Origin of the sequence: Hydrogenophaga sp. NH-16, assembly GCF_004006415.1 — a bacterium.
In the GTDB taxonomy this organism is placed as follows: Bacteria; Pseudomonadota; Gammaproteobacteria; order Burkholderiales; family Burkholderiaceae_C; genus Hydrogenophaga; species Hydrogenophaga pseudoflava.
On record NZ_CP029344.1, the window covers coordinates 3106117 to 3126005 of the forward strand.

Consider the following 19889-nt stretch of genomic DNA (forward strand, 5'->3'; position numbering starts at 1 on the left):
GTTCACTTCTTCGCGCCGCCTTCGAACCACACGTCTGCGAGGTCGATCTTGACGTAGTTGGAGCCGTAGTCACCCTCCAGGCCGCGCAGCTGGGCGTCCATCACGCGCTTGCGGCTCTGCCAGAACAGCGGCATCACGTAGCTCTGCTCCATCAGGTAGGCCTCCAGGTCGCGCACCCGCTGCTTGCGGCTCTGCGGGTTGAAGTCCTGCAGCTGCGCCTGGTAGAGCTCCACCACCTTCGGGTCGCCGAAGCGGGCCAGGTTGGCGCGGTTGGTGCTGAAGGGTTCGAAGTAGGCGAGCTGGACAGTGGGGTCGTCCGAGTACTCGGCCGGGCTGTCGAAGATCAGGTCGTAGTCGCCCGAGATGCGGCGCGCAGCGACCTGGGGGGTGTCCAGCGCCTGGTGGTCCACCGTCACGCCGATCCTGGACAGCTGATCGGCCACATAGACACCGAAGTAGGTGAACGCGCGGTTGTTCACCACGGTGATCTTCAGGTTGCTCTGACCGGCCGCGGCCAGCAGGCGCTTGGCTTCCTTGCGCGCTGCTTCGATGTCGCGTCCGAAGCCGGGCAGCCTGGCCAGCTCGGCATCGTTGCGGGCAAACGTGGAACCGGGACGCAGCAGGCCGCCGACGCGGAACATGGGCGTGATCTGCTCCATGGCCTTGGAGGCGCCCCAGCGGTCCAGCGCCAGGTTGAGGGCGCGGCGCACACGGGGGTCCTTCAGCGCGTCGCGCTGGTTGTTGATGGCGAACCAGGGCAGGAAGGTGGTGGCGGCGCCACCCCCACGGACCACCACCTTGTCGCCACGGGCGCCGGTCACCCGGGCCACCTCGGGCGGCGTCAGGCCCTGCATGGTGAAGTGCACCTGACCGGCCAGCAAGGCGTTGGTGGCCGCGACCGGCGACACGTTGAGCAGGCGGATGCCATCCAGATGCGGCTTGCCCGCCAGGAAGTAGTCGTTGAAGCGCTCGCCGATCCATTCCGAACCCGGCGTGTGGCGGACGAAGCGGAACGGACCCGTGCCCATGACCCGCTTGGTGGGGTAGCTCGGATCGCTGGCCATCAGCTTGGCCGAGTAGACGCAGGCATACGGCATGGCCAGCAACTGCAGCGCCGCCGCGTTCTTGCGCTTGAACGTGAACACGACGGTGTTGTCGTCGGGCGCTTCGATGTTGCCGATGTCGGCCAGCATGCCCTGGCGCAGCGACACCACGCCCGGCGGCGGGTTGCGCAGACGGTCGAAGCTGGCCTTGACGTCGGCGCTGGTCAGCGTGCTGCCGTCATGGAACTTCACGTTGGGATGCAGGGTGAAGCGGTAGCTCAGGTTGTCCGGCGACACCGTCCAGCTCTTGGCCAGGTCACCGGTGACCTGGGGGAAGTTGTCGGCGTTGATCTTCAGCAGCGTGGAGTAGTGCGGCGCCACGCGCCACATCACCGCCGGCGAGTTGGTGCCGTGGCAGTCGTAGGTCGAGGGCTCGCCGACGTGCACGGGCATGACCAGGGTGCCTCCCTTGACGGGGCTGGCAGCGGGGGTCTGCGCATGGACACTGGCGCCGAGCGAACAGGCGAGCAGCGCGAACACATGGGGGCGGAACACGGTGGGTTTCATCTTGTCTCCTGTTGTCTTGGGGGGTTCGTGGTGGACAGGCGTCAGAGCATCGAGCGCCAGTCCTGCTCCTTCTCGACCACCATCGACTTCGGCGCGGTCTGCTCGTAGTCGATGGACGAATGAATGGCGAACTGCGGGGTCTCGCCCTTCATGAACTGGCGCACGGCATTGGTCAGGCAGCGGCGCACCGCCAGCACCGCGCCGTCACCGGCGCCCAGGTATTCCTGGGTGCGGTCGACGATGGGGCCCATGCTCATGATCACGGCGAAGTCCTCTGTCCCCAGCATCTGTGTGAAGCCGGTGAAGTGGCCGTTTTTCATCGCCTCGCGGTCCTGGCCCCAGTTGTCATCGGGGCTGCCGGGTGGCAGGGGCGGCCAGGAGTCCGCGTCCTCGTAGTGGTGGGTCTTGTTCGGGATCAGCTTCTCGCTGTCCCGGTAGGTCATCTGCCAGTAGTGGATGTTCTCGTCGTCGATGGGCACCGAGAAGAAGATGCTGCCGCCCTTGACGTCGGTGCTGTTGGGCGAAACGATGCCGAACCAGGGCATGACGAAGCTGTTGGTGCGCACATAGGAGCGCTCGTCCTTGAGCGCGCGCACCGCGGCGTAACGGAAGCCATAGGGCTTCTGCACCAGGTGGTAGACCGGCGCCATGTTGGCCGACGACAGCTCGATGTCGCCGAAGCCCACCAGCCAGCTCTGGTGCAGCACGCCCAGGTGGGCCGAGTCCATGGTGGTCTCCACCGCCTGCAGCCAGTTGGCGTTGACCTTCTGGCGGAAGACCACGAAGTTCTCGCGCGGCAGCCCGACAAAGGGCAGCGCCGGGAACTCGGGCACCTCGTCGCCCTGGCCCAGCCAGACCCAGACAATGCCGCCCTCTTCGCGCACCGGGTAGTGCTTGAGCGGCACGTGCTTGCAGTACTCCACCTCGTTGTTGGGCTGGGTCGGCACGGCCACGGTCACGCCGTCGACCCGGAACTTCCAGCCGTGGTAGATGCAGCGCAGGCTGTTGTCCTCGTTGCGGCCGATGGCCAGCGAAGCGCCGCGGTGCGGGCAGGCTTCGTCGAAGAAGCCCACGCGCCCGTCGGTGGAACGGAAGGCCACGTACTGGTGGCCGAACAGCTTGACGCGCAGGGGTTTGCCGTCCGCCTCCAGCTTGTCCGACAGGGCGGCGGGCACCCACCAGTGCTGGCGGATCATGCGGCCCATGGGCGCGTCGCCGCACACGCGTGTCAACAACTCGGTTTCTTCCTTTGAAAGCACGTGGGTCTCCTTTCGCGCGGGCTCGGCCTGCGCATCAATGACGGTCGGGGGTGGGTGGGGTGGCCTCAGGCGGCGCGCTCGTCGGGGCGCTGGCGGCGGCCTTCGAAGAACTCGGAAATCCGGCGTGCGGAATCGACGCCGGCAGAGCGGGTCATGGCGGTGACCATGGTCTCGGCGAACAGGCCTTCGCCCATGGGCATTTCGGCGATGCGGCCGATGCCATTGATGATGGCGTAGTTGGTGGCCGGGGCGTTCTTGACGATGGACTGCGCCAGTTCACGGGCCTTGTCCAGCCCCGCACCGGGCGCCACGAGGTGGTGCGCCACCCCGAGGCGCAGCGCCTCCTGCGCATCGAACGAATGGCCGGTGAGCATCATCTCGATGACGCGGCTGCTGCCCAGCAACCGGGGGATGCGCACCGAGCCGCCACCACCCAGAAAGATGCCGCGCTGGCCTTCGGGCAACTGGAAGAAGGCCGAACCCTCACACACCCGCACATGGGTGGCCGCAGCCAGTTCGAAACCGCCACCGATCACGCCCCCCTTGAGCACGCTGACCACCGGCAGCTCGCCGAACTGCATCAGGTCGAACACGCGGTGCCACTGGCGCGAGCGGCGCATGCCCACCAGCACGTCGGGGCTGCGCTTGCTCATGAGCTCGAACAGGTCCAGGCCGGCGCAGAAGTGCTCGCCCTCTCCGTGCAGGATCACCGCGCGCGCACCCTCCAGACCCCGCAGGAAGCACGCTTCCAGCGCGTCCATGAGGTCGTCGTTGATGGCATTGCGCTTGGTCGGTCGGTTGAGCTTGACCAGCGCGACGTCGTCTTCGCGCTCGATCTGCAGCAGGCTGTCTTCCATAGATCCTTCTTTCTTCGGAGTGGGGGTGTCTGGGTGGGGTGGGTTTGCGGCCAGGTGTCAGCCGGCGATGACGATCACGTCGTCCGCTGGCGTGGCGTCGTAGAGGCGCTCGACCGCATCGGCCCGGCGCGCCAGCACGGCGCGCTGGTTGACATAGCCCTTGTCGGTGATTTCGCCGGCGTCCATGGAGGGTGGCTGCGCCAGCAGCAGCACACGGGCCACCTTCATGCTGCTGCCCGTGTGGCGGGCGTTGTGGGCCCGCAGGGCGTCCCGCAGTGCGCCGCGCAGCGCTTCGTGTCCGATGGCGGCCTGCGCGTCGGCGATTCCGAACCGCTCGCGGAGAGCGACCGGGTTCGGCCACGCCAGCAAGGCGACGTATTCCCGGTCCGCACCCGCCACCACCACGTCGTTGAGCAGCGGGGCGGCCGCGTTGATGGCCTCGACCCGCAGCGAACCCACGCGCACGAAGATGCCCGACTGCAGCTTGAACTCTTCGGCCACCCGGCCCGCGAAGGCCAGACCCTCGTCGGGCTGGGCGCGATCGACAAACGTCACCGCGTCGCCCATGCAGTAGTAGCCCTCGTCGTCGAACACCGAACTTGTCAGTTCGGGCTGGTCGAGGTAACCCGGCATCACCGAAGGGCCCTTGACGCGCACCTCGAAGCGGTCGTCCTCCAGCGGCACCAGCTTGATGGTCACGCCGGGCTGCGGCAGTCCCACCAGGCCGGCCCTCTCGCCCGGCCAGTGCACCACAGTGGTGGCGGCGCAGGTTTCGGTCGATCCGTAGCCGGCCACGAACGGGATGCGGCGGCCCAGGTGCTGCACGGCCAGGGCCTGCACCCGCGAATAGATGGCATCGGGCAGCTTGGCCCCCGACGATGTGAGGCGGCGCAGCTGGCGGAAGAAGCTGCGCGCCATGTCGGCATCGCGCTCCAGGGCATCCACCAGCATGGTGTAGCCGGCCGGCACGCTGCTGAAGCGGGTCGGCGAGATTTCGCGCAGGTTGCGCAGCGTGCGCTCGAAGTCGCCCGGCACCGGACGACCGTCGTCCAGATACAGGGTGCCGCCCTCTTCCAGCACGCTGTTGAAGATGGCCGTGCCGCCCGCCACGTGGCTCCAGGGCAGCCACTCCAGCAGCACCGCCTCGGGCATGTCGGGCGTGCGCCGGACGGTGTGGGCGTGCATGGCCATGGTGGCGCACAACATGCCCTGGGTGATGGGCACCGCCTTGGGCACGCCGGTGGAGCCGGAGGTGAACAGGTACTTGGCCACGGTGTCCGGCGTGATCGCGTCCACCGACGCCTGCACCGCAGCACCGACAGGGGTGGCGATCAGGTCCGACCAGGCTGTCGACGCCAGACCGTCCACCGGCTCGCTCACGTGCACCACCTGCACATCGGGCGTGAGCACGGCGCGCAGCGCCTTCTGGTAGCGCGCCGCCTCCTGCACCAACACCACCGCCGGGCGGATGAGGGCCACCATGGCCCGCAGCTTCTCGTGGTCGTTGCTGAGCAGGGAGTACGCCGGCGTCACCGGCACATAAGGCATGCGCGCCTGCATGGCCGCCAGTTCGAACACCGCGTGCTCCAGCGAGTTGCCGCTGAGCACCATGACGTTGCGACCGGGCACGCCCAGGTCCAGCAGCCATTGGGTGACCGCATCCACCTGCGCGCCGGCTTGACCATATGTCAGGCCCAGCCAGCCGGCATGCCCCTCCCGGCGCTGCAGCAGCCAGTGGCGGTCGGGCCGGGACTGGGCATGGCGCCGCAGCACCGCGGGCAGGTGCGCCTCCACCGTTCCCAGCGGAACACGGCTGCGCATCAGCAGCGAGCCATCGGCCCGCTCTTCCGTGGCCACATCGCGCTCCAGAAATGGCAGGTCAAGGAAAGGGGTGCAGTGCACGGGGTCCTGGTGGGCATTCATGTTGAAACAGGGGCGATTCGTCAAACAATAAGGTAACCTTACCTCACAACAAAAACGTGTTTCATAGGGGAATCCCTAGTTTTTACAAAGCAAGGTTACCTTATAGTTTTCGAGACCACTTCTTCTTTTCATCTCAAACGCGCCCCCAGGCTGTGGGGCGGCACCGGAGCGTCATGAGCATTCACGGCAAGGCCTGCATCGCCGGCATCTACGAACACCCGTTGCGTCGCGCCGAAGGCGTGTCGACCGCCCAACTGCACGCCGAGGTCGCGCTGGGCGCCCTGGCCGATGCAGGGCTGACCCTGGACGACGTCGACGGCTATTTCTGCGGCGCGGACGCGCCTGGCCTGGGTGGCCTCACCATGGCCGAGTACATCGGGCTGAACCGCCTGCGGCACGTCGACACCACCGAGTCAGGCGGATCGGCCTATCTGCTGCACGTCAGCCACGCCGCGCAGGCCATCGCGGCCGGCCACTGCAAAGTGGCCCTCATCACCATGGCCGACCGGCCGCTGGCCGCTGCGGCGGGCACGGCGCTGGCGGGCATTGACCGCAACAGCATGCCCAACCTGCCGTTCCAGGCCGCGGTCCCGCCGCCGCCCATGTACGGCTACGCCATGGTGGCGCGGCGGCACATGCACGAGTTCGGCACCACGCCGGAACAGCTGGCCTGGGTCCGCGTGGCCGCCTCGCACCATGCCCAGCACAACCCCCATGCCGTGCACCGCTCGGTGGTGAGCGTCCAGGAGGTGCTCGACTCCCCGATGGTCGCCTCCCCCCTGCGCCGGCTCGACTGCTGCGTCATGACCGACGGCGGCGGCGCCGTGGTGGTGGTGCACCCCGACATCGCCAGGACGCTCAAGCGACCGGTGGTCAAGGTCATCGGTGCCGGCGAAGCCGTCAAGCACCCCAATGCGGGCCAGATCGATCTCACCTGGTCGGCCGGTGTGCATTCGGGTGCCAAAGCGTTCGCGGAGGCCGGCATCACACCCGCCGACATCGGGTATGCGTCGCTGTACGACAGCTTCACCATCACCGTCATCGTGCAACTGGAAGACCTGGGCTTCTGCGCCAAGGGCGAGGGTGGGCGCTTCGTCATGGACGGCAACCTCATCGCCGGCCAGGGCCGCCTGCCCTTCAACACCGACGGCGGCGGTCTGTGCAACAACCACCCCGGCAACAAAGGCGGCATGACCAAGATCCTCGAAGCCGTGCGGCAATGCCGCGGCGAAGCCCACCCGGCCGTCCAGGTCCAGCGGCGCGAGTTCGTGCTGGCCCACGGCACCGGCGGCAACCTGGCCAGCGCACACGCCGCGGGCACCCTCATTCTTCAAGCCGAATAAGCGATGGCGACCTCTCGAAACACCCTTCCCGCCCCCGTCCTCTTTCCCGGCGACGAGCCGTTCTGGGACGCCGCCCGCGAGGGCCGGCTCATGGGCAAGCACTGCCCCGCCTGCGACCGCGTGCACTACTACCCACGGATTCACTGCCCGTTCTGCGGCCATGGCCAGACAAACTGGCGCGAGCTCTCGGGCCGGGGCCACATCTATTCGCACTCCATCGTCGAGCGCAGCCCCCGGCCCACGGCGCCGGCCATCATCGAACTGGAAGAAGGCATTCGCCTGAGCAGCGTGGTGGTGGACGCCGATGTCCACGCCCTGACCATCGGCGACGCCGTGACGCTGCGCTTCCTGCCCACCCAGGAAGGCCCGCCGGTACCCGGCTTCACCACGGTGCACGCCGAGCAGGCCCGCGCCTATTCGGCCGAGGCGCTGCGGGCGCTGAACACGCCCTCCTCCCCGCTGATCGACGCGCTCACGCAGGTGGCGGTGATCGGTTCGGGTCACATGGGCGTGGGCATCAGCCTGGCCTTCCTGCAGGCCGGCCTTGAGGTGCAACTGGTCGACCAGACCGAGGCCGCGCTGGACAGTGCGCTGGAACGCATCCGCGACACGCTGGATCAGGAACGCGGCAAAGGGCGCATCGACGAGCAGACCCGCGACGAGCGCCTGGCCCGCCTGCGCGTGTCCACCGATCTCGCCTCCGTGGCCTCCGCCGGCCTCATCGTCGAGGCCATCTGGGAAGACATGGCCGCCAAACGCGAGCTGTTCGCCCGCCTGGACGGGCTGGCGCGGCCCGACGCCATCCTGGCCACCAACACGTCGACACTGGACGTGACCGAGATCGCCCGCGCCACCGGCCGGCCCGGCGCGGTGGTCGGTCTGCACTTCTTCAACCCGGCCCAGGTCATGCGCCTGATCGAGATCGTCCGCACACCGCTCACCGACGCCCCCACGCTGCAGGCCGCGCAAGCCCTGGCGGCCCGCATCGGCAAGACCGGCATCGTCGTGGGCGTGTGCGACGGCTTTGTCGGCAACCGGCTGATGATCGTGCGCGAACGCCAGGCCGGCCGGCTGCTGCTGGAAGGCTCGCTGCCCGAACAGGTGGACCGCTTCCTGCGGGAGTTCGGCCTGCCCATGGGCACCTTCGAACTGCAGGACATGGCCGGCGGCATCGCCCTGATGCACCGCTCCCGCCAACGCCGGGGCGAACGCGACTGGCTGATCCAGCAGCTCTTCGAGCGCGGGCGCCTGGGCCTGCGCGCCGGCCGTGGCTTCTACCGCTACGAAGCCGGCAAGCGCCGCCCCATCAGCGACCCCGAGGTCACGGCCCTCATCGAGGAAGCCTCGGCGCTCGAAGGCCTGACACGCCGCCGCATCGACACCACTGAACTCCACGACCGGCTGATCCTGCCCATGGTCAACGAAGGTGCCAAGCTGATCCAGGAAGGCATGGTGGAGCGGGCCAGCGACATCGATCTGATCTGGCAGCTCGGCTACGGCTGGCCGCAATGGAAAGGCGGACCGATGCACTACGCGGACCAGCTGGGGGCCGCCGAGGTGGTGGCCCGCCTGCGCGCGCTCCAGAACGTGCATGGCGATGCCTTCAAGCCGGCCGACCTGCTCGTGGAACTGGCCGCGTCCAGCGGCCGACTGACACCCCCTGTTCACTGAAACCCCGATGCCCACCTACCAAGCGCCCACCGCCGACTGGCAATTCCTCCTGCACGATGTGCTCCGCATCCAGGACCACGCCCACCTGCCCGGCTTTGCCGACCTGGCCCCGGAATTCACCGGCCAGGTGCTCGATGCCGCCGCCACCTTTCACCAGGAAGTCCTGCACCCGCTGAACATGGCGGGCGACGCCGAGGGCGCCCGCATGGTCGACGGCCAGGTGCGCACCCCCGCCGGCTTCTCCGAGGCGTGGCAGGCCTACCGCGAGGCGGGCTGGCACCGGCTGAGCCTGCCCGAGTCCCTGGGCGGCGCCGGGCTGCCCCCCGTGATGGGCGTGCCCGTGAGCGAGCTGCGGGCCGCCACGGGCCATTCGTTCTCGATGTACAGCAGCTTCTGCGCGCCCACTGCGAGCATGCTGTCCAAGCTGGCACCCGACTGGGTCCGCACCCACGTGGTGCCCAAGGTGTCCGCCGGCGAGTGGACCGCCACCATGTGCATGACCGAGCCGCAGGCGGGCACCGATCTGCGCCAGCTGAACACGCGGGCGGTGCGCCAGCCCGACGGCAGCTGGCGCATCACCGGCCGCAAGATCTTCATCTCGGGAGGTGACCACGACCTGACCGACAACATCGTCCACATCGTGCTGGCCAAGGTGCCGGATGAGCACGGGCGGCTGGAACCGGGCCTGGCGTCGGTCAACGTGTTCCTGGTGTCCAAGCGGATGATCGACCCGGCCAGCGGCCAGCTGGGCGCGGCCAACGGCGTCACCGCGGTGTCGATCGAACACAAGATGGGCATCGAAGGCAGCGCCACCTGCGTGCTGGAGTTCGACGACGCCGTGGCCTGGCGGATCGCGGACGAACGCCGCAGCGGCTCCTCGGCCAACATGGCCCCGATGTTCCTGCTGATGAACTACGCCCGCGTCAGCACCGCCATGTCCGGCGTGGGCTATGCCGAGATCGCCTGCCAGAACGCCGCCGACTACGCCCGCGAGCGCCTGTCCGGCCGGGCCGGCGACAAGCCACGCCAGCCCGGCAGCGTGGCCGATCCGATCATTGCCCACGCCGACGTGCGGCGCCTGCTGCTGGAGTCGCGCGCCTTCTGCGAAGGCGCCCGCGCCGGCGCCATGCGGGCCGCCCTGTGGCAGTCGCTGGCCGAACATTCCACGGACGCCGGCGAGAAGGAACGCGCCGCCGACCTGCTGGAGGTGCTGACACCCGTGATGAAGGCCTTCTACACCGACCGCGGGTTTGATGCCACCGTCGCCTGCCAGCAGGTGCTGGGTGGCCACGGCTACATCAAGGACTACGGCATCGAGCACTTCGTGCGCAACGCGCGCATCGCCCAGCTGTACGAAGGCGCCAACGGCGTGCAGGCCATGGACCTGGTGCAGCGCAAGCTGACCGCCCATGGCGGCCGCGCCCAGCGCGCCTTCCTCGACACCCTGCAGAACTCCCTGGCCGCGCTGGAGACCCGCGCCGACCTCGCGGAGTTCGTCCGCCCGGTGCAGGCGGCCCATGCGCGCATTGGTGAGACCCTGCGCAGCCTGGACCTGCAATGCACCGAGCGCCCCGACGCCATCGCCGGGGGTGCTTACGACCTGCTCACCGCCATCGGCATTCTGTACGTCGGCTGGAACTGGCTGGAAATGGTCGCCGCCCTGCAGGGCGAGGCGCCCTGCGAACACGCCACCCCCGCCATGCGGCAGACCAAGCCCGTGCTGGCACGGGTGTGGATGCAGCGCCAGATGCCCCTGATCGACAGCCTGTGCGACCGGATCGCCTCCGGCAACGACAGTCTGGTGGCCTTGCCGGACGCGCTGGTCTGAACCCCGCACGCCGATCGTCATGTCCATCGCTGCCCGCGGCTTTTTCTATGTCCAACAGGTCGAGCAGCAAGCCCGGCGGGTGCTCGACGAGTGCCTGCAGGGCGAAGGCCTGACCGCCGGCCAGTACATGGCGCTGAGCCTGGTGGTGCACCACGAGCCGGTCTCCTCGGCCGACCTGGCCCGACGGGCCCGCATGACCGCGCAATCCATGGGTGAGTTCATCCGCACGCTCGAAGCCAAGGGTCTGGTGGAAAAGCGGGTCGACGCCGGCAGCCGGCGCTCCCTGGCCCTGACGTCCACCACGGTCGGCCGCAAGTTGCTGGTCCGCAGCGACGCCAAGGTCAACGAAGCCGAGCGCCTGTTCTTCGACTGCCTGAGCGGCGAGGAAAACGCCCACCTGCGGTTGCTGCTCAGCCGCCTGAGAAAACTGCGCACCCCGCAATAGTCCCCTCCGTCCCACCCCCACACCCACCATGACCGATCCCACTGCTCTGCGCCTGCGGGTGCACTCCATGACACGGCAGGCGCCCGCGATTCTGAGCCTCGTGCTTGAGTCGATCGACCACGCGCCCTTGCCGGCGGCGGCGCCCGGTGCCCATCTGGACCTGCACCTGGCGCCCGGCCTGGCACGCAGCTACTCCATCGTCGGACAGCCCGGGCGGCCCAGCCGTTACGAACTGGCGATCGCACGGGATGCCAAGAGCCGCGGGGGGTCCCGTTTCGTGCACGAGAAGCTGCGCGTCGGCGACGAACTGACCGCTTCGGCCCCGCGCAACCTGTTTCCCCTGGACGAGAGCGCGCCCTTCAGCGCGTTGCTGGCCGGCGGCATCGGCATCACGCCGATCTGGTCGATGGTCCAGCGCCTGGAGTCGCTGCAAAAGCCCTGGCTTCTGGTGTACGCGGCCCGCAGCCGGGCGCACGCCGCCTATCTGGAGGAGATCGAAGCGCTGGCGCGCCACACCCGCGTGGGGCGGCTGCACTTGCACTTCGATGATGAGCACCAGAACCAGCCGGTCGACCTGCGCGCGGTGCTGGCCGACGTGGGCCACGACGCCCACCTGTATTGCTGCGGACCACAACCCATGCTGGCCGCCTACGAGGCCGCCACGGCCGACCGGCCACCGGCGCAGGTGCATCTGGAACGCTTCGGCGCCGATGCGGGCACGGGTCCCGTCTCGGGCTTCACGGTGGTGCTGGAACGCTCGGGCCAGAGCCTGCAGGTGCCACCGGACCGGTCGATTCTGGACGTGGTGCTGGAAGCGGGCATCAACGCCCAGTACGGCTGCATGCAGGGCTCCTGCGGACTGTGCGAAACACCCGTGCTCAAGGGTGTTCCCGAGCACCGGGACCACCTGCTGGCCGACAGCGTGAAGGCGGGCAACCAGGCCATGCTGATCTGCTGCTCGCGCAGCCGCACATCCGAGCTGGTGCTGGACCTCTAGCCTGCACACGCGGCCGCGATGCCGTGCGGGGCACCGGCCGCCGGCTCAGCCTTCCTGCTGCTGCCGCTGCTGCACCGCGTTGCGGATCCGGCTCAGCGCATGCCGCAGGGTGGCCAGCTCCTCCGGCTGCAGGCAGCTGAAAAAGTCGCGCTCTGTCTGGTCCACGGCGGCCTCGCAGCGCATCAGCACCGCGCGCCCCTCGGGCGTGGTGGAGATGAGCAGCACCCGGCGGTTGTTGGGGTCGTCGCGGCGTTCCAGCCACCCCTTGTATTCGAGCGTCTTGACGAACTCCCCCATCGACTGGGCGGTCTTGCGCGCCAGGCGCGACAACTCGGCGGAAGACAGCGGTTCGTGGTGGGCCACCAGGCTCATCACCAGGTACTGTCCGGCCGTCATGCCATGGGGCGCCAGCACTTCCTCCAGCCGTTGCTGAACCAGCTGCTCCACTTGCTGGATGTAAAAAAATCCTCGGGTATTGATGGCCATCCGGGTCACTTCTTGTCTTGTTGCACGCCCAGACGGGTCGGTAAGCCCCGCCAGAAGGTCTGGGGCATGGTAGCGCGCTTCTCGCCTGCGGCTCCCGCCCATCATATATAAAGCGTGTTTATATTTATCATCAGGGTTTTCCATAGCATTTTTTGGCCGAGATTTATATAAAGTAACCTTATATTATTTGACGACCCTCCCGTGCCTGCTCCCTTTCGCCCCCTGCCCTTCCTCGAACGCAGTGTCGCCCTGGATGAGCGCGCCGACGGCACGCTCATCGTCCGCTGCCCGTTCCCCCTGAAGGCGCTCGAGCCCCATATCCCGCACCTCCTGCGGCGCAACGCGCAGCAGCGCCCCGACCATGTGTGGATGGCGCAGCGGCGAGGCGCGGAGCGCGCCTGGCAGCGCCTGACCTACGGCGCAGCGGCACCCCAGGTCGATGCGGCCACGCAATGGCTGCTGGACCTGCAGCGCCCGGGCGCTGCCGTGATGGTGCTCAGCGGCAACTCGCTCGAACACGGCATGCTGGAACTCGCCGCCATGCAGGCGCACATGCCGTACGCCCCCATCACACCGGCCTATGCCGCGATGGCCGGCGACCTCTCCCGCCTCAAAGCCATGGCCGCGCTGCTCGAACCCGCGGTGGTGTTCGTGCAGAGCGCCCGCGCGCTGGAACCGGCGATCCGGGCCCTGGGCGACGACGCCTGGGTGGTCTGCGTGCAAGACCCCATCGACCGCCCCCGGCTGATCACCTGGGACCGTCTGGTGCAGACCCCGGTGACGGCCAGCGTGGGCGCATCGGTCGCCAGCATCACGCACGACACGGTGGCCAAGTACCAGTTCACGTCGGGATCGACCGGCACGCCCAAGGCCGTGATCGTGACCCAGGGCATGCTGTGCACCGCCATGGCCATGACCTCGCAGATGGTGCAGTGGGGCGACGACCGCCCGGAAACCGTGCTGCTGGACTGGCTGCCCTGGAGCCATGTGGCCGGCGGCCACGCGGTCTTCAACGGGGTGCTGGAAGACGGAGGCACGCTCTACATCGACGATGGCCGGCCGACGCCGGCCGACTTCGCCGAGACCCTGCGCAACCTGCGCGAGATCTCGCCGGTCCGCTTCAGCGGCATGCCGGTGGCCTACGCCATGCTCGCCGAGGCCCTGGAACACGACGAGGTGCTGGGCAAAAGCTTCTTCAAGAACCTGCGCCGGCTCACCTATTCCGGCGCGCGCCTGCCCGACGCCGTGCATGCCGCGCTCCAGCGGCACGCCGTGCGCTACACCGGGTTTCGCATCCCCCTGGTCTCCGCCTACGGCTCCACGGAGACCTCGGCGGCCGTCACCTACGTCTACTGGGCCACCGAGCGCACCGGCCTCATCGGCCTGCCGCACCCCGGTGTGGAGATGAAGCTGATCCCGCTGCCGGACGGTGAGCGCTACGAGGTGCGCGTGCGCAGCCAGGCGGTCACGCCGGGCTACCTCAAGCAGCCCGAACTGACGGCACAGAGCGTGGACGAAGAAGGCTTTTTCCGCATGGGCGATGCGGCCAGCTTCGTGGACCGCACCCACCCCGAAGAGGGGCTGGCGTTCGCGGGCCGCGTGGCCGAGGAATTCAAGCTGCAGACCGGTGTGTTCGTGCGTGTGGGCAGCCTGCGCGTGACCCTGCTGGACGCGACCGCGCCGCTGCTGCAGGACGTGGTGATCACCGGCGCCGACCAGTCGTATGTGGGTGCCCTGGCCTGGCTGAACATCGCGGCCTGCCGCGAACTCACCGGACTGCACGACGCCGACGTGCGCACCCTGGCAGCCCACCCCCTGCTGCGCCAGCAGCTGACCGAGAAGCTGCGCGCCCACAACACGCGCCACCCGTCCAGCAGCCTGCGTCTGCGCCGCCTCTGCCTGCTGCAGGCGCCGCCGTCCATCGAACAGGGCGAAACCAACGACAAGGGCTACATCAACCAGCGCAAGGTGCTCGAGAACCGCCGCGACCGGGTGGAAGCCCTCTACGCAGACCACCTCGATGAAAACGTGCTGGTGATCGACTGATCACCCGGCCATTCCAACAAAGGAGACAACACCCATGAAACGAAGAACCCTGTTGCAGGCGGCCGCGGGCAGCGCCGCCGCCGCATGCCTGCCCGGCGCCTACGCCCAGGGCAAGGACGTGATCCGGCTGGTGAGCGGTTTTGCCCCGGGTGGCATCACCGACGCGCTGTGCCGCATCCTGGCGGACCACCTGGCCGGCGAACTGGGCACCACGGTCATCGTGGAAACCAAGGCGGGCGCGGGCGGTCGGCTGGCGGCCGAACACGTCAAGAACGCACGCCCGGATGGCAACACCTTCCTGGTGGGGCCCGATGGCTGGGCCATCTTCCCCAGCGCCATGTACACCCCGGCCGAGCTGCGCTACGACCTGCTCAAGGACCTCCAGCCCGTGGCCCAGCTGGTGTCCTATCCCCTGGCCCTCGTCGTCAACGGCCAGGTGCCGGCGCGCAACCTGGCCGAGTTCGCAGACTGGCTGAAGAAGAATCCGAACCAGGCCAACTTCGGCACGCCGGCGCCCAACGGGCAGGTCCAATACGTGGGATGGATGGTGGGACAGGCCCTGGGCACACCGCTCGAACCCATCGTCTACAAGGGCAACGCGCCCATGCTGGTCGACCTGCTGGGCGGCCAGCTGCCGTCGGCCGTGCTGGTGGCCGGCGACGCCGCCAAGCACCCCCGCGAGAAGGTGCGCATGCTGGGTGTCATTGCCGAGCAGCGCTGGGCGCTGGCGCCGGATGTGCCCACCTTCAAGGAGCAGGGCTTCCCCATCCGCGTCGACGAGGCCTGGCAGGGCATGTGGGCGCCCGCGGGCACGCCCCCCGCCGCAGTGGCGCGCATGGAAGCGGCGCTGCGCACGGTGCTGGGCAAGGTCGAAGTGCAGCAAGCCGTGGCTTCCAAGCTGACGGTCACACCGGCCTTCGTCGGCGCCAGCGCGATGGACAAGCAACTGAGAGAGTCCATCACCCACTGGCGCGACGTCATCCGGCGCTCGGGCTACCGGGCCACCGGGAACTGACCAACACCAACGGCCAGCGCGGCAACGCATCGCGCCCTGGCCTTTTCACCATCCACTGGAGACAAGCATGCACAACCGCAGACAAGCACTGATCGGCCTCGGCGCCCTGGCCACCACCCCTTGGATCCATGCGCAGACGGGGGACTGGCCCCGGCGCACGGTCCGCATCGTCGTACCGTTCACCGCCGGCTCGCCCCCCGACCTGATCGCCCGGGCCATTGCCCCCAAGCTGTCCGAAAACCTCGGGCAGCCGGTCATCGTGGACAACAAGCCCGGTGCCACCACCATCATCGGCACCGAACATGTGGTCCACGCCGCCCCCGATGGCTACACCGTCCTGCTGACCGCGACCGGCGCGGCCTCGGTGTTCCCGGCCATCATGAAGCTGCGCTACGACCCCATCAAGGACCTGCCCCCCCTGGGCCTGGTGGCCACCTCGCAGCAGGTGTTCTTCAGCGGCGGCCCCAAGCGCGCCAAGACCCTCAAGGAATTCCTCGACTGGGCCCGGCAGAACCCCGGCAAGGCCAACATCGGCTCCATCGGCATCGGCACCACCAACCACCTGGCCAGCGAGATGCTGCGCAAGGCCGCCGACATCCAGTTCACCTACGTTCCGTTCCAGTCGGCCCAGGCCGGCATGCAGGCGGTGATCAACGGGGACGTGGACCTGTTCTGCGCCGACGTGGGTGTCATCCTGGGCTTCCTCGGCTCGGACAAGGTTTCCCCCCTCGCCGTGGCCGGCGCCAGCCGCTCCGAGTACCTGCCCAACACCCCCACCTTGGCCGAATCCGGCATCAGCGGTGTGCTCTCTGCCAACCGCTTCGCCCTATTTCTCCCCAAGGGGGTTCCTCAGCCCGTGTTCACCCGGCTCTCGACGGCGCTGGCGGCCGCGGTCAACGAGGAGGAAGCGGGTCAGGCGCTGCGCAAGCTGGGCATGACGGCCACCTACGCCCCGGCCGAAGCCGTGGCCGAAGTGATCCGCAACGACGCCGGCACCATGGCGCCGCTGGCCAAGGCGCTGAACATCCAGATCAACTGAACACGCGCCCTGCGTGCTCGCCCTGTCACGAATGCCTGTCATGAACAACCACGTTGAAGGAACCACGCCCGACGGCGTGGCCTGGAAGATCCACTATGAGGTGTGCGGTTCGGGCGACGACCTCATCCTCCTGCACGGTGGTGGCCCCGGCGCCACCGGCCGCAGCAACTACGGCAAGAACATCGACGCGCTGGCCCGGGCCTTCCGGGTCTGGGTCATCGACTTCCCGGGATGGGGCCAGAGCTCCAAGAACCTGAACGCCTTCGGCGGCGCCGGGCCTTTCCAGAACGGGGCGCGGGCGGTCATTGCCTTCATGGACGCGCTGGGCATCGGCCGGGCACACCTGGTGGGCAACTCCTTCGGCGGATCGGCGGCCCTGTGCGTGGCCATGGAACAGCCCCAGCGGGTGAACCGCCTGGTGCTCATGGGCCCGGGCGGCGGCACGGTGCCCGGCGCGACCGGCCCCACCGAAGGCATCCGGCAGCTGCAGGGCTACTACCTGGGCGAAGGGCCGACGCTGGAGAAGCTGACCGCCTTCATCGGCAACCTGGTGTACGACAGCAGCCTCATCACGCCCGAGCTGATCCGGCAGCGCTTCGAGGCCAGCGCCGACCCGGCGATCTGCGCCAACCCGCCGATCGTGCCCCGCCCCACCCCGCCAGGCATCGAGACCTTCATCAGCCGCGACCCCCGGCTGGCGAGCGTGGCGCACCGGGCCCTGTTCATCTGGGGGCAACAGGACAAGGTCAATCCCGCAGCGGGCATCGACTCGTTCAAGGTCATGCCCAACGCCGACTACGTGCTGCTCAACCACTGCGGGCACTGGGCCCAGTGGGAGCACCCCGAGCGCTTCAACGACCTGGTGCTGAGCTTTCTGAGGAACCCATGAACGCGACCGCCACCCAACCCGTCCTGGAACTCGGCTACCTCGGCTTTGAAGTCAGCGACCTGGCGCGCTGGCGCCGGTTTGCCACCGAGGTGCTGGGCATGATGGCCGCCGACGCAGCGGCCGATGACCAGGGACGCGCCAGCCTGCGGCTGCGCATGGACCAGGCACCGGCGCGCCTGCTGCTGACCCAGGGGCCGGCCGACGACTGCGCGTTCGCCGGCTGGCGGCTGGCCGACGAGGCGGCCCTCGCGGCGTTCTGCGGCAAGCTGGACCGGCTCGGCCTGCCCTGGCACACGTCGTCCGTCAGCGAACGGGCGCTGCGCGGCGTGCGCGCGATGGTGCACTTTTCCGACCCCAACGGGAATCGCCACGAGGTCTACTGCGGGCAGGAGCCAGACCCTGAACCGTTCCGGTCCGCCCCGCTGCCCCAGGGCTTCGTGACCGGGGCCGGCGGCCTGGGGCACATCGTCTACGAGGTGGACGACTACCAGGCACAACTGGCCTTTGCCCGCGAGGTGCTGGAACTGCGGCTGAGTGACACCATCGAGTTCGAGCCCGCCCCCCGGGTGAACATCGAAATCTCCTTCTTCCACGCCAACGAGCGCCACCACTCCTTCGCGCTCGCACCGCGGCCGCCCCGGCCAGGACCGGCCAAACGGGTGCATCACTTCATGGTCGAGGTGCCGGACATCACGCAGGTCGGACAGGCCCGCGACCGCTGCATCGCCTTCGGTCAGCCCATCAGCATGGACATCGGTCAGCACACGAACGACCGCATGGTCTCGTTCTACGCGCAGACCCCGTCCGGCATCCACGTCGAGTTCGGCTGCCAGGGCGTGCTCATCGACGACGCCACCTGGACGCCCCAGGTGCACCAGGGCACCAGCATCTGGGGACACCGGCCCCGCCCACAGCCTGCACCCACCACACCATGACAGACCGCCCCTCGCACATGCACGCCGACTTCGACACCGACGTGGCCGTCATCGGCTACGGCCCCTCCGGCCTGGCCGCCAGCCTCAAGCTGGCCCACCACGGCATCCGCGTCATGGCGTTCGAGAAGGAACGCAGCATCTACCCGCGCGCCCGCGCCGTCACGGTCAACGACTGGACCATGCGCTGTTTTCAGTCGCTCGGCCTCGACGAAGCCCTGGCCAAGACCATGGACCCGACCGCCGCCCTGCGCTGGATGACCTACGACCGCCAGGAGCTGATGCGTGTCGATTTCCCGCCCTCGAAGTTCGGCCGCCATCCCCGCTCCTACGCGATCTACCAGCCGGCCATGGAGGAGGTGCTGCGCTCCGCCGGGGAACGGCTGGCGCCCGCCCTGTCGGTGCACTACGGCACCGAAGTGGTCGACCTGAAGCAGGACTTCGAAGGCGTGGAAATCGAGGTCCGGGACCTCGCCAGCGGACAGACCCGGCGCATCCGTGCGCGCTACGTCCTGGCCTGCGACGGCGGTTCCAGCGCCACGCGCGAACGCCTGGGCATCCGCTTGCTGGGCGAAACCGGTGAGACCCAGTGGGTGGTGATCGATGCCCGCGTGAAACGCTGGTGGCCGCAGCGGCACATCCTCACCTTCTGGTCCGACCCGCAACGCCCGGTGGTCGACATCGCGCTCGCACAGGGCAACCACCGCTGGGAGTTCCCGCTGGGGGCCCACGAGTCCGTGGCGGACTTCGACACCCACGACAAGCTGTGGCCGCTGCTGCGCTCGCTCGGCGTCTCGCCCGACGACATCGAGATCCACCAGCACGCGTTCTACAAGCACCATGTGCGGCATGCGCAGGCCTGGCGATCGGGTCGTGTCTTCCTGCTGGGCGACGCCGCCCACCTGATGCCGCCCTGGGCCGGCGCCGGCATGCAGTCGGGCATCCGCGATGCGTTCAACATCGGCTGGAAGCTGGTCGAGGTGCTGCAGGGCCGTCTGCCCGAAGCGCTGCTGGACAGCTACGAGACGGAACGGGCACCCAATGTCGAGCTCATGACCCAGGCCGCCGTCCAGCTGGGCCGCATCATCCGCCGCGAAATCACACCGCCCGCCCCGGACAGCGGGGCGCCTCCCATCGAACCGCCCAACCGCCGAGACCCTGCCCTGGACGCCGGCTGGGTGCGTGGACCGATCGGCGGCACGGGCCTCACCGGCAAGATGCTGCCTCAGCCGAACGTGGCCGACGCACGCGGCCGCCTGTGCCTGCTCGACGAGGTGCTGGGGTCGGGCTTTGCCCTGCTGGGCGATGGCGTCCACCCCGCCCAAAGTCTGTCCGCGGACGAGAAGGCCGGCTGGGACCGGCTGGGTGCTCGCTACCTGACCGTGCTCTCGCCCACCGACCAGGGCGGGGGCGGCGAGGACGTCATCGATCTCGAAGGCGGCCTGCTGGCCTGGATGCGCGAGGCCGGTGTGCGCGTGCTGGCACTGCGCCCCGACCGCTTCGTCGCCGCCACCGACCTGCACGGCCTGGCCGTGCCCGATTGTTGAAA

At 68.6% G+C, this 19889-nt stretch carries 16 protein-coding genes; 11 read left to right on the forward strand and 5 right to left on the reverse strand.

Annotation, left to right across the window (positions count from 1 at the left end):
* Positions 1-2 precede the first annotated feature (2 nt).
* From DD542_RS14940 to DD542_RS14955, 4 genes are all read right to left on the reverse strand, one after another.
* Complete coding sequence (locus DD542_RS14940) at positions 3-1610, reverse strand: ABC transporter substrate-binding protein (protein ID WP_127806187.1); 1608 nt, start codon at positions 1608-1610, stop codon at positions 3-5.
* 41 nt (positions 1611-1651) lie between these two features.
* Complete coding sequence (locus DD542_RS14945; protein WP_241559564.1) at positions 1652-2869, reverse strand: Rieske 2Fe-2S domain-containing protein; 1218 nt, start codon at positions 2867-2869, stop codon at positions 1652-1654.
* Between the two features lie 65 nt (positions 2870-2934).
* Positions 2935-3726 carry a crotonase/enoyl-CoA hydratase family protein gene (locus tag DD542_RS14950; RefSeq protein WP_066151673.1) on the reverse strand — a complete coding sequence of 264 codons (792 nt, stop codon included), beginning with the start codon at positions 3724-3726 and terminating at the stop codon, positions 2935-2937.
* A gap of 57 nt (positions 3727-3783) precedes the next feature.
* Positions 3784-5649: an AMP-binding protein gene (locus DD542_RS14955; protein ID WP_127806188.1), complete on the reverse strand. Its 1866-nt coding sequence runs from the start codon at positions 5647-5649 to the stop codon at positions 3784-3786.
* A gap of 173 nt (positions 5650-5822) precedes the next feature.
* Here DD542_RS14955 and DD542_RS14960 point away from each other — a divergent pair, with 173 nt between their 5' ends.
* From DD542_RS14960 to DD542_RS14980, 5 genes are read left to right on the forward strand one after another with little or no spacing between them, the layout of a single operon-like run.
* Positions 5823-6992, forward strand: coding sequence for a thiolase domain-containing protein (locus tag DD542_RS14960; RefSeq protein ID WP_127806189.1), 1170 nt, complete (start codon positions 5823-5825; stop codon positions 6990-6992).
* Between the two features lie 3 nt (positions 6993-6995).
* The gene (locus tag DD542_RS14965; protein WP_127806190.1) at positions 6996-8663 is read left to right on the forward strand and encodes a 3-hydroxyacyl-CoA dehydrogenase NAD-binding domain-containing protein; all 1668 of its coding nucleotides are present in this window, start codon (positions 6996-6998) and stop codon (positions 8661-8663) included.
* 7 nt (positions 8664-8670) lie between these two features.
* Positions 8671-10491, forward strand: coding sequence for an acyl-CoA dehydrogenase family protein (locus DD542_RS14970; RefSeq protein ID WP_127806191.1), 1821 nt, complete (start codon positions 8671-8673; stop codon positions 10489-10491).
* A gap of 19 nt (positions 10492-10510) precedes the next feature.
* Positions 10511-10936 carry a MarR family transcriptional regulator gene (locus DD542_RS14975; protein ID WP_066151681.1) on the forward strand — a complete coding sequence of 142 codons (426 nt, stop codon included), beginning with the start codon at positions 10511-10513 and terminating at the stop codon, positions 10934-10936.
* Positions 10937-10964: 28 nt separating this feature from the next.
* A complete protein-coding gene (locus DD542_RS14980; RefSeq protein WP_127806192.1) occupies positions 10965-11933 on the forward strand; it encodes a PDR/VanB family oxidoreductase in 969 nt (322 codons plus the stop codon).
* Between the two features lie 45 nt (positions 11934-11978).
* Here DD542_RS14980 and DD542_RS14985 read toward each other — a convergent pair whose 3' ends face one another.
* Complete coding sequence (locus tag DD542_RS14985; RefSeq protein WP_066151684.1) at positions 11979-12419, reverse strand: MarR family transcriptional regulator; 441 nt, start codon at positions 12417-12419, stop codon at positions 11979-11981.
* 201 nt (positions 12420-12620) lie between these two features.
* Between DD542_RS14985 and DD542_RS14990 the strand changes: the two genes are divergently transcribed.
* The 6 genes from DD542_RS14990 (at position 12621) to DD542_RS15015 (ending at position 19887) form a co-directional block, all read left to right on the forward strand.
* Positions 12621-14465 (forward strand): AMP-binding protein, encoded by a 1845-nt coding sequence (locus DD542_RS14990; protein ID WP_241559565.1) that lies wholly within the window; start codon positions 12621-12623, stop codon positions 14463-14465.
* Positions 14466-14499: 34 nt separating this feature from the next.
* A complete protein-coding gene (locus DD542_RS14995) occupies positions 14500-15480 on the forward strand; it encodes a tripartite tricarboxylate transporter substrate-binding protein (protein ID WP_127806194.1) in 981 nt (326 codons plus the stop codon).
* Positions 15481-15547: 67 nt separating this feature from the next.
* The gene (locus DD542_RS15000) at positions 15548-16519 is read left to right on the forward strand and encodes a tripartite tricarboxylate transporter substrate binding protein (protein WP_127806195.1); all 972 of its coding nucleotides are present in this window, start codon (positions 15548-15550) and stop codon (positions 16517-16519) included.
* A gap of 40 nt (positions 16520-16559) precedes the next feature.
* Positions 16560-17408: an alpha/beta fold hydrolase gene (locus tag DD542_RS15005; RefSeq protein WP_127806196.1), complete on the forward strand. Its 849-nt coding sequence runs from the start codon at positions 16560-16562 to the stop codon at positions 17406-17408.
* Entirely contained in the window at positions 17405-18343 is a 939-nt protein-coding gene (locus tag DD542_RS15010) for a VOC family protein (protein WP_066151693.1), read from the forward strand. Before DD542_RS15005 ends, DD542_RS15010 begins: the two co-directional genes overlap by 4 nt.
* Positions 18340-19887, forward strand: coding sequence for a bifunctional 3-(3-hydroxy-phenyl)propionate/3-hydroxycinnamic acid hydroxylase (locus DD542_RS15015; protein WP_241559566.1), 1548 nt, complete (start codon positions 18340-18342; stop codon positions 19885-19887). The genes DD542_RS15010 and DD542_RS15015 overlap by 4 nt, the downstream gene beginning before the upstream one ends.
* Positions 19888-19889 lie beyond the last annotated feature (2 nt).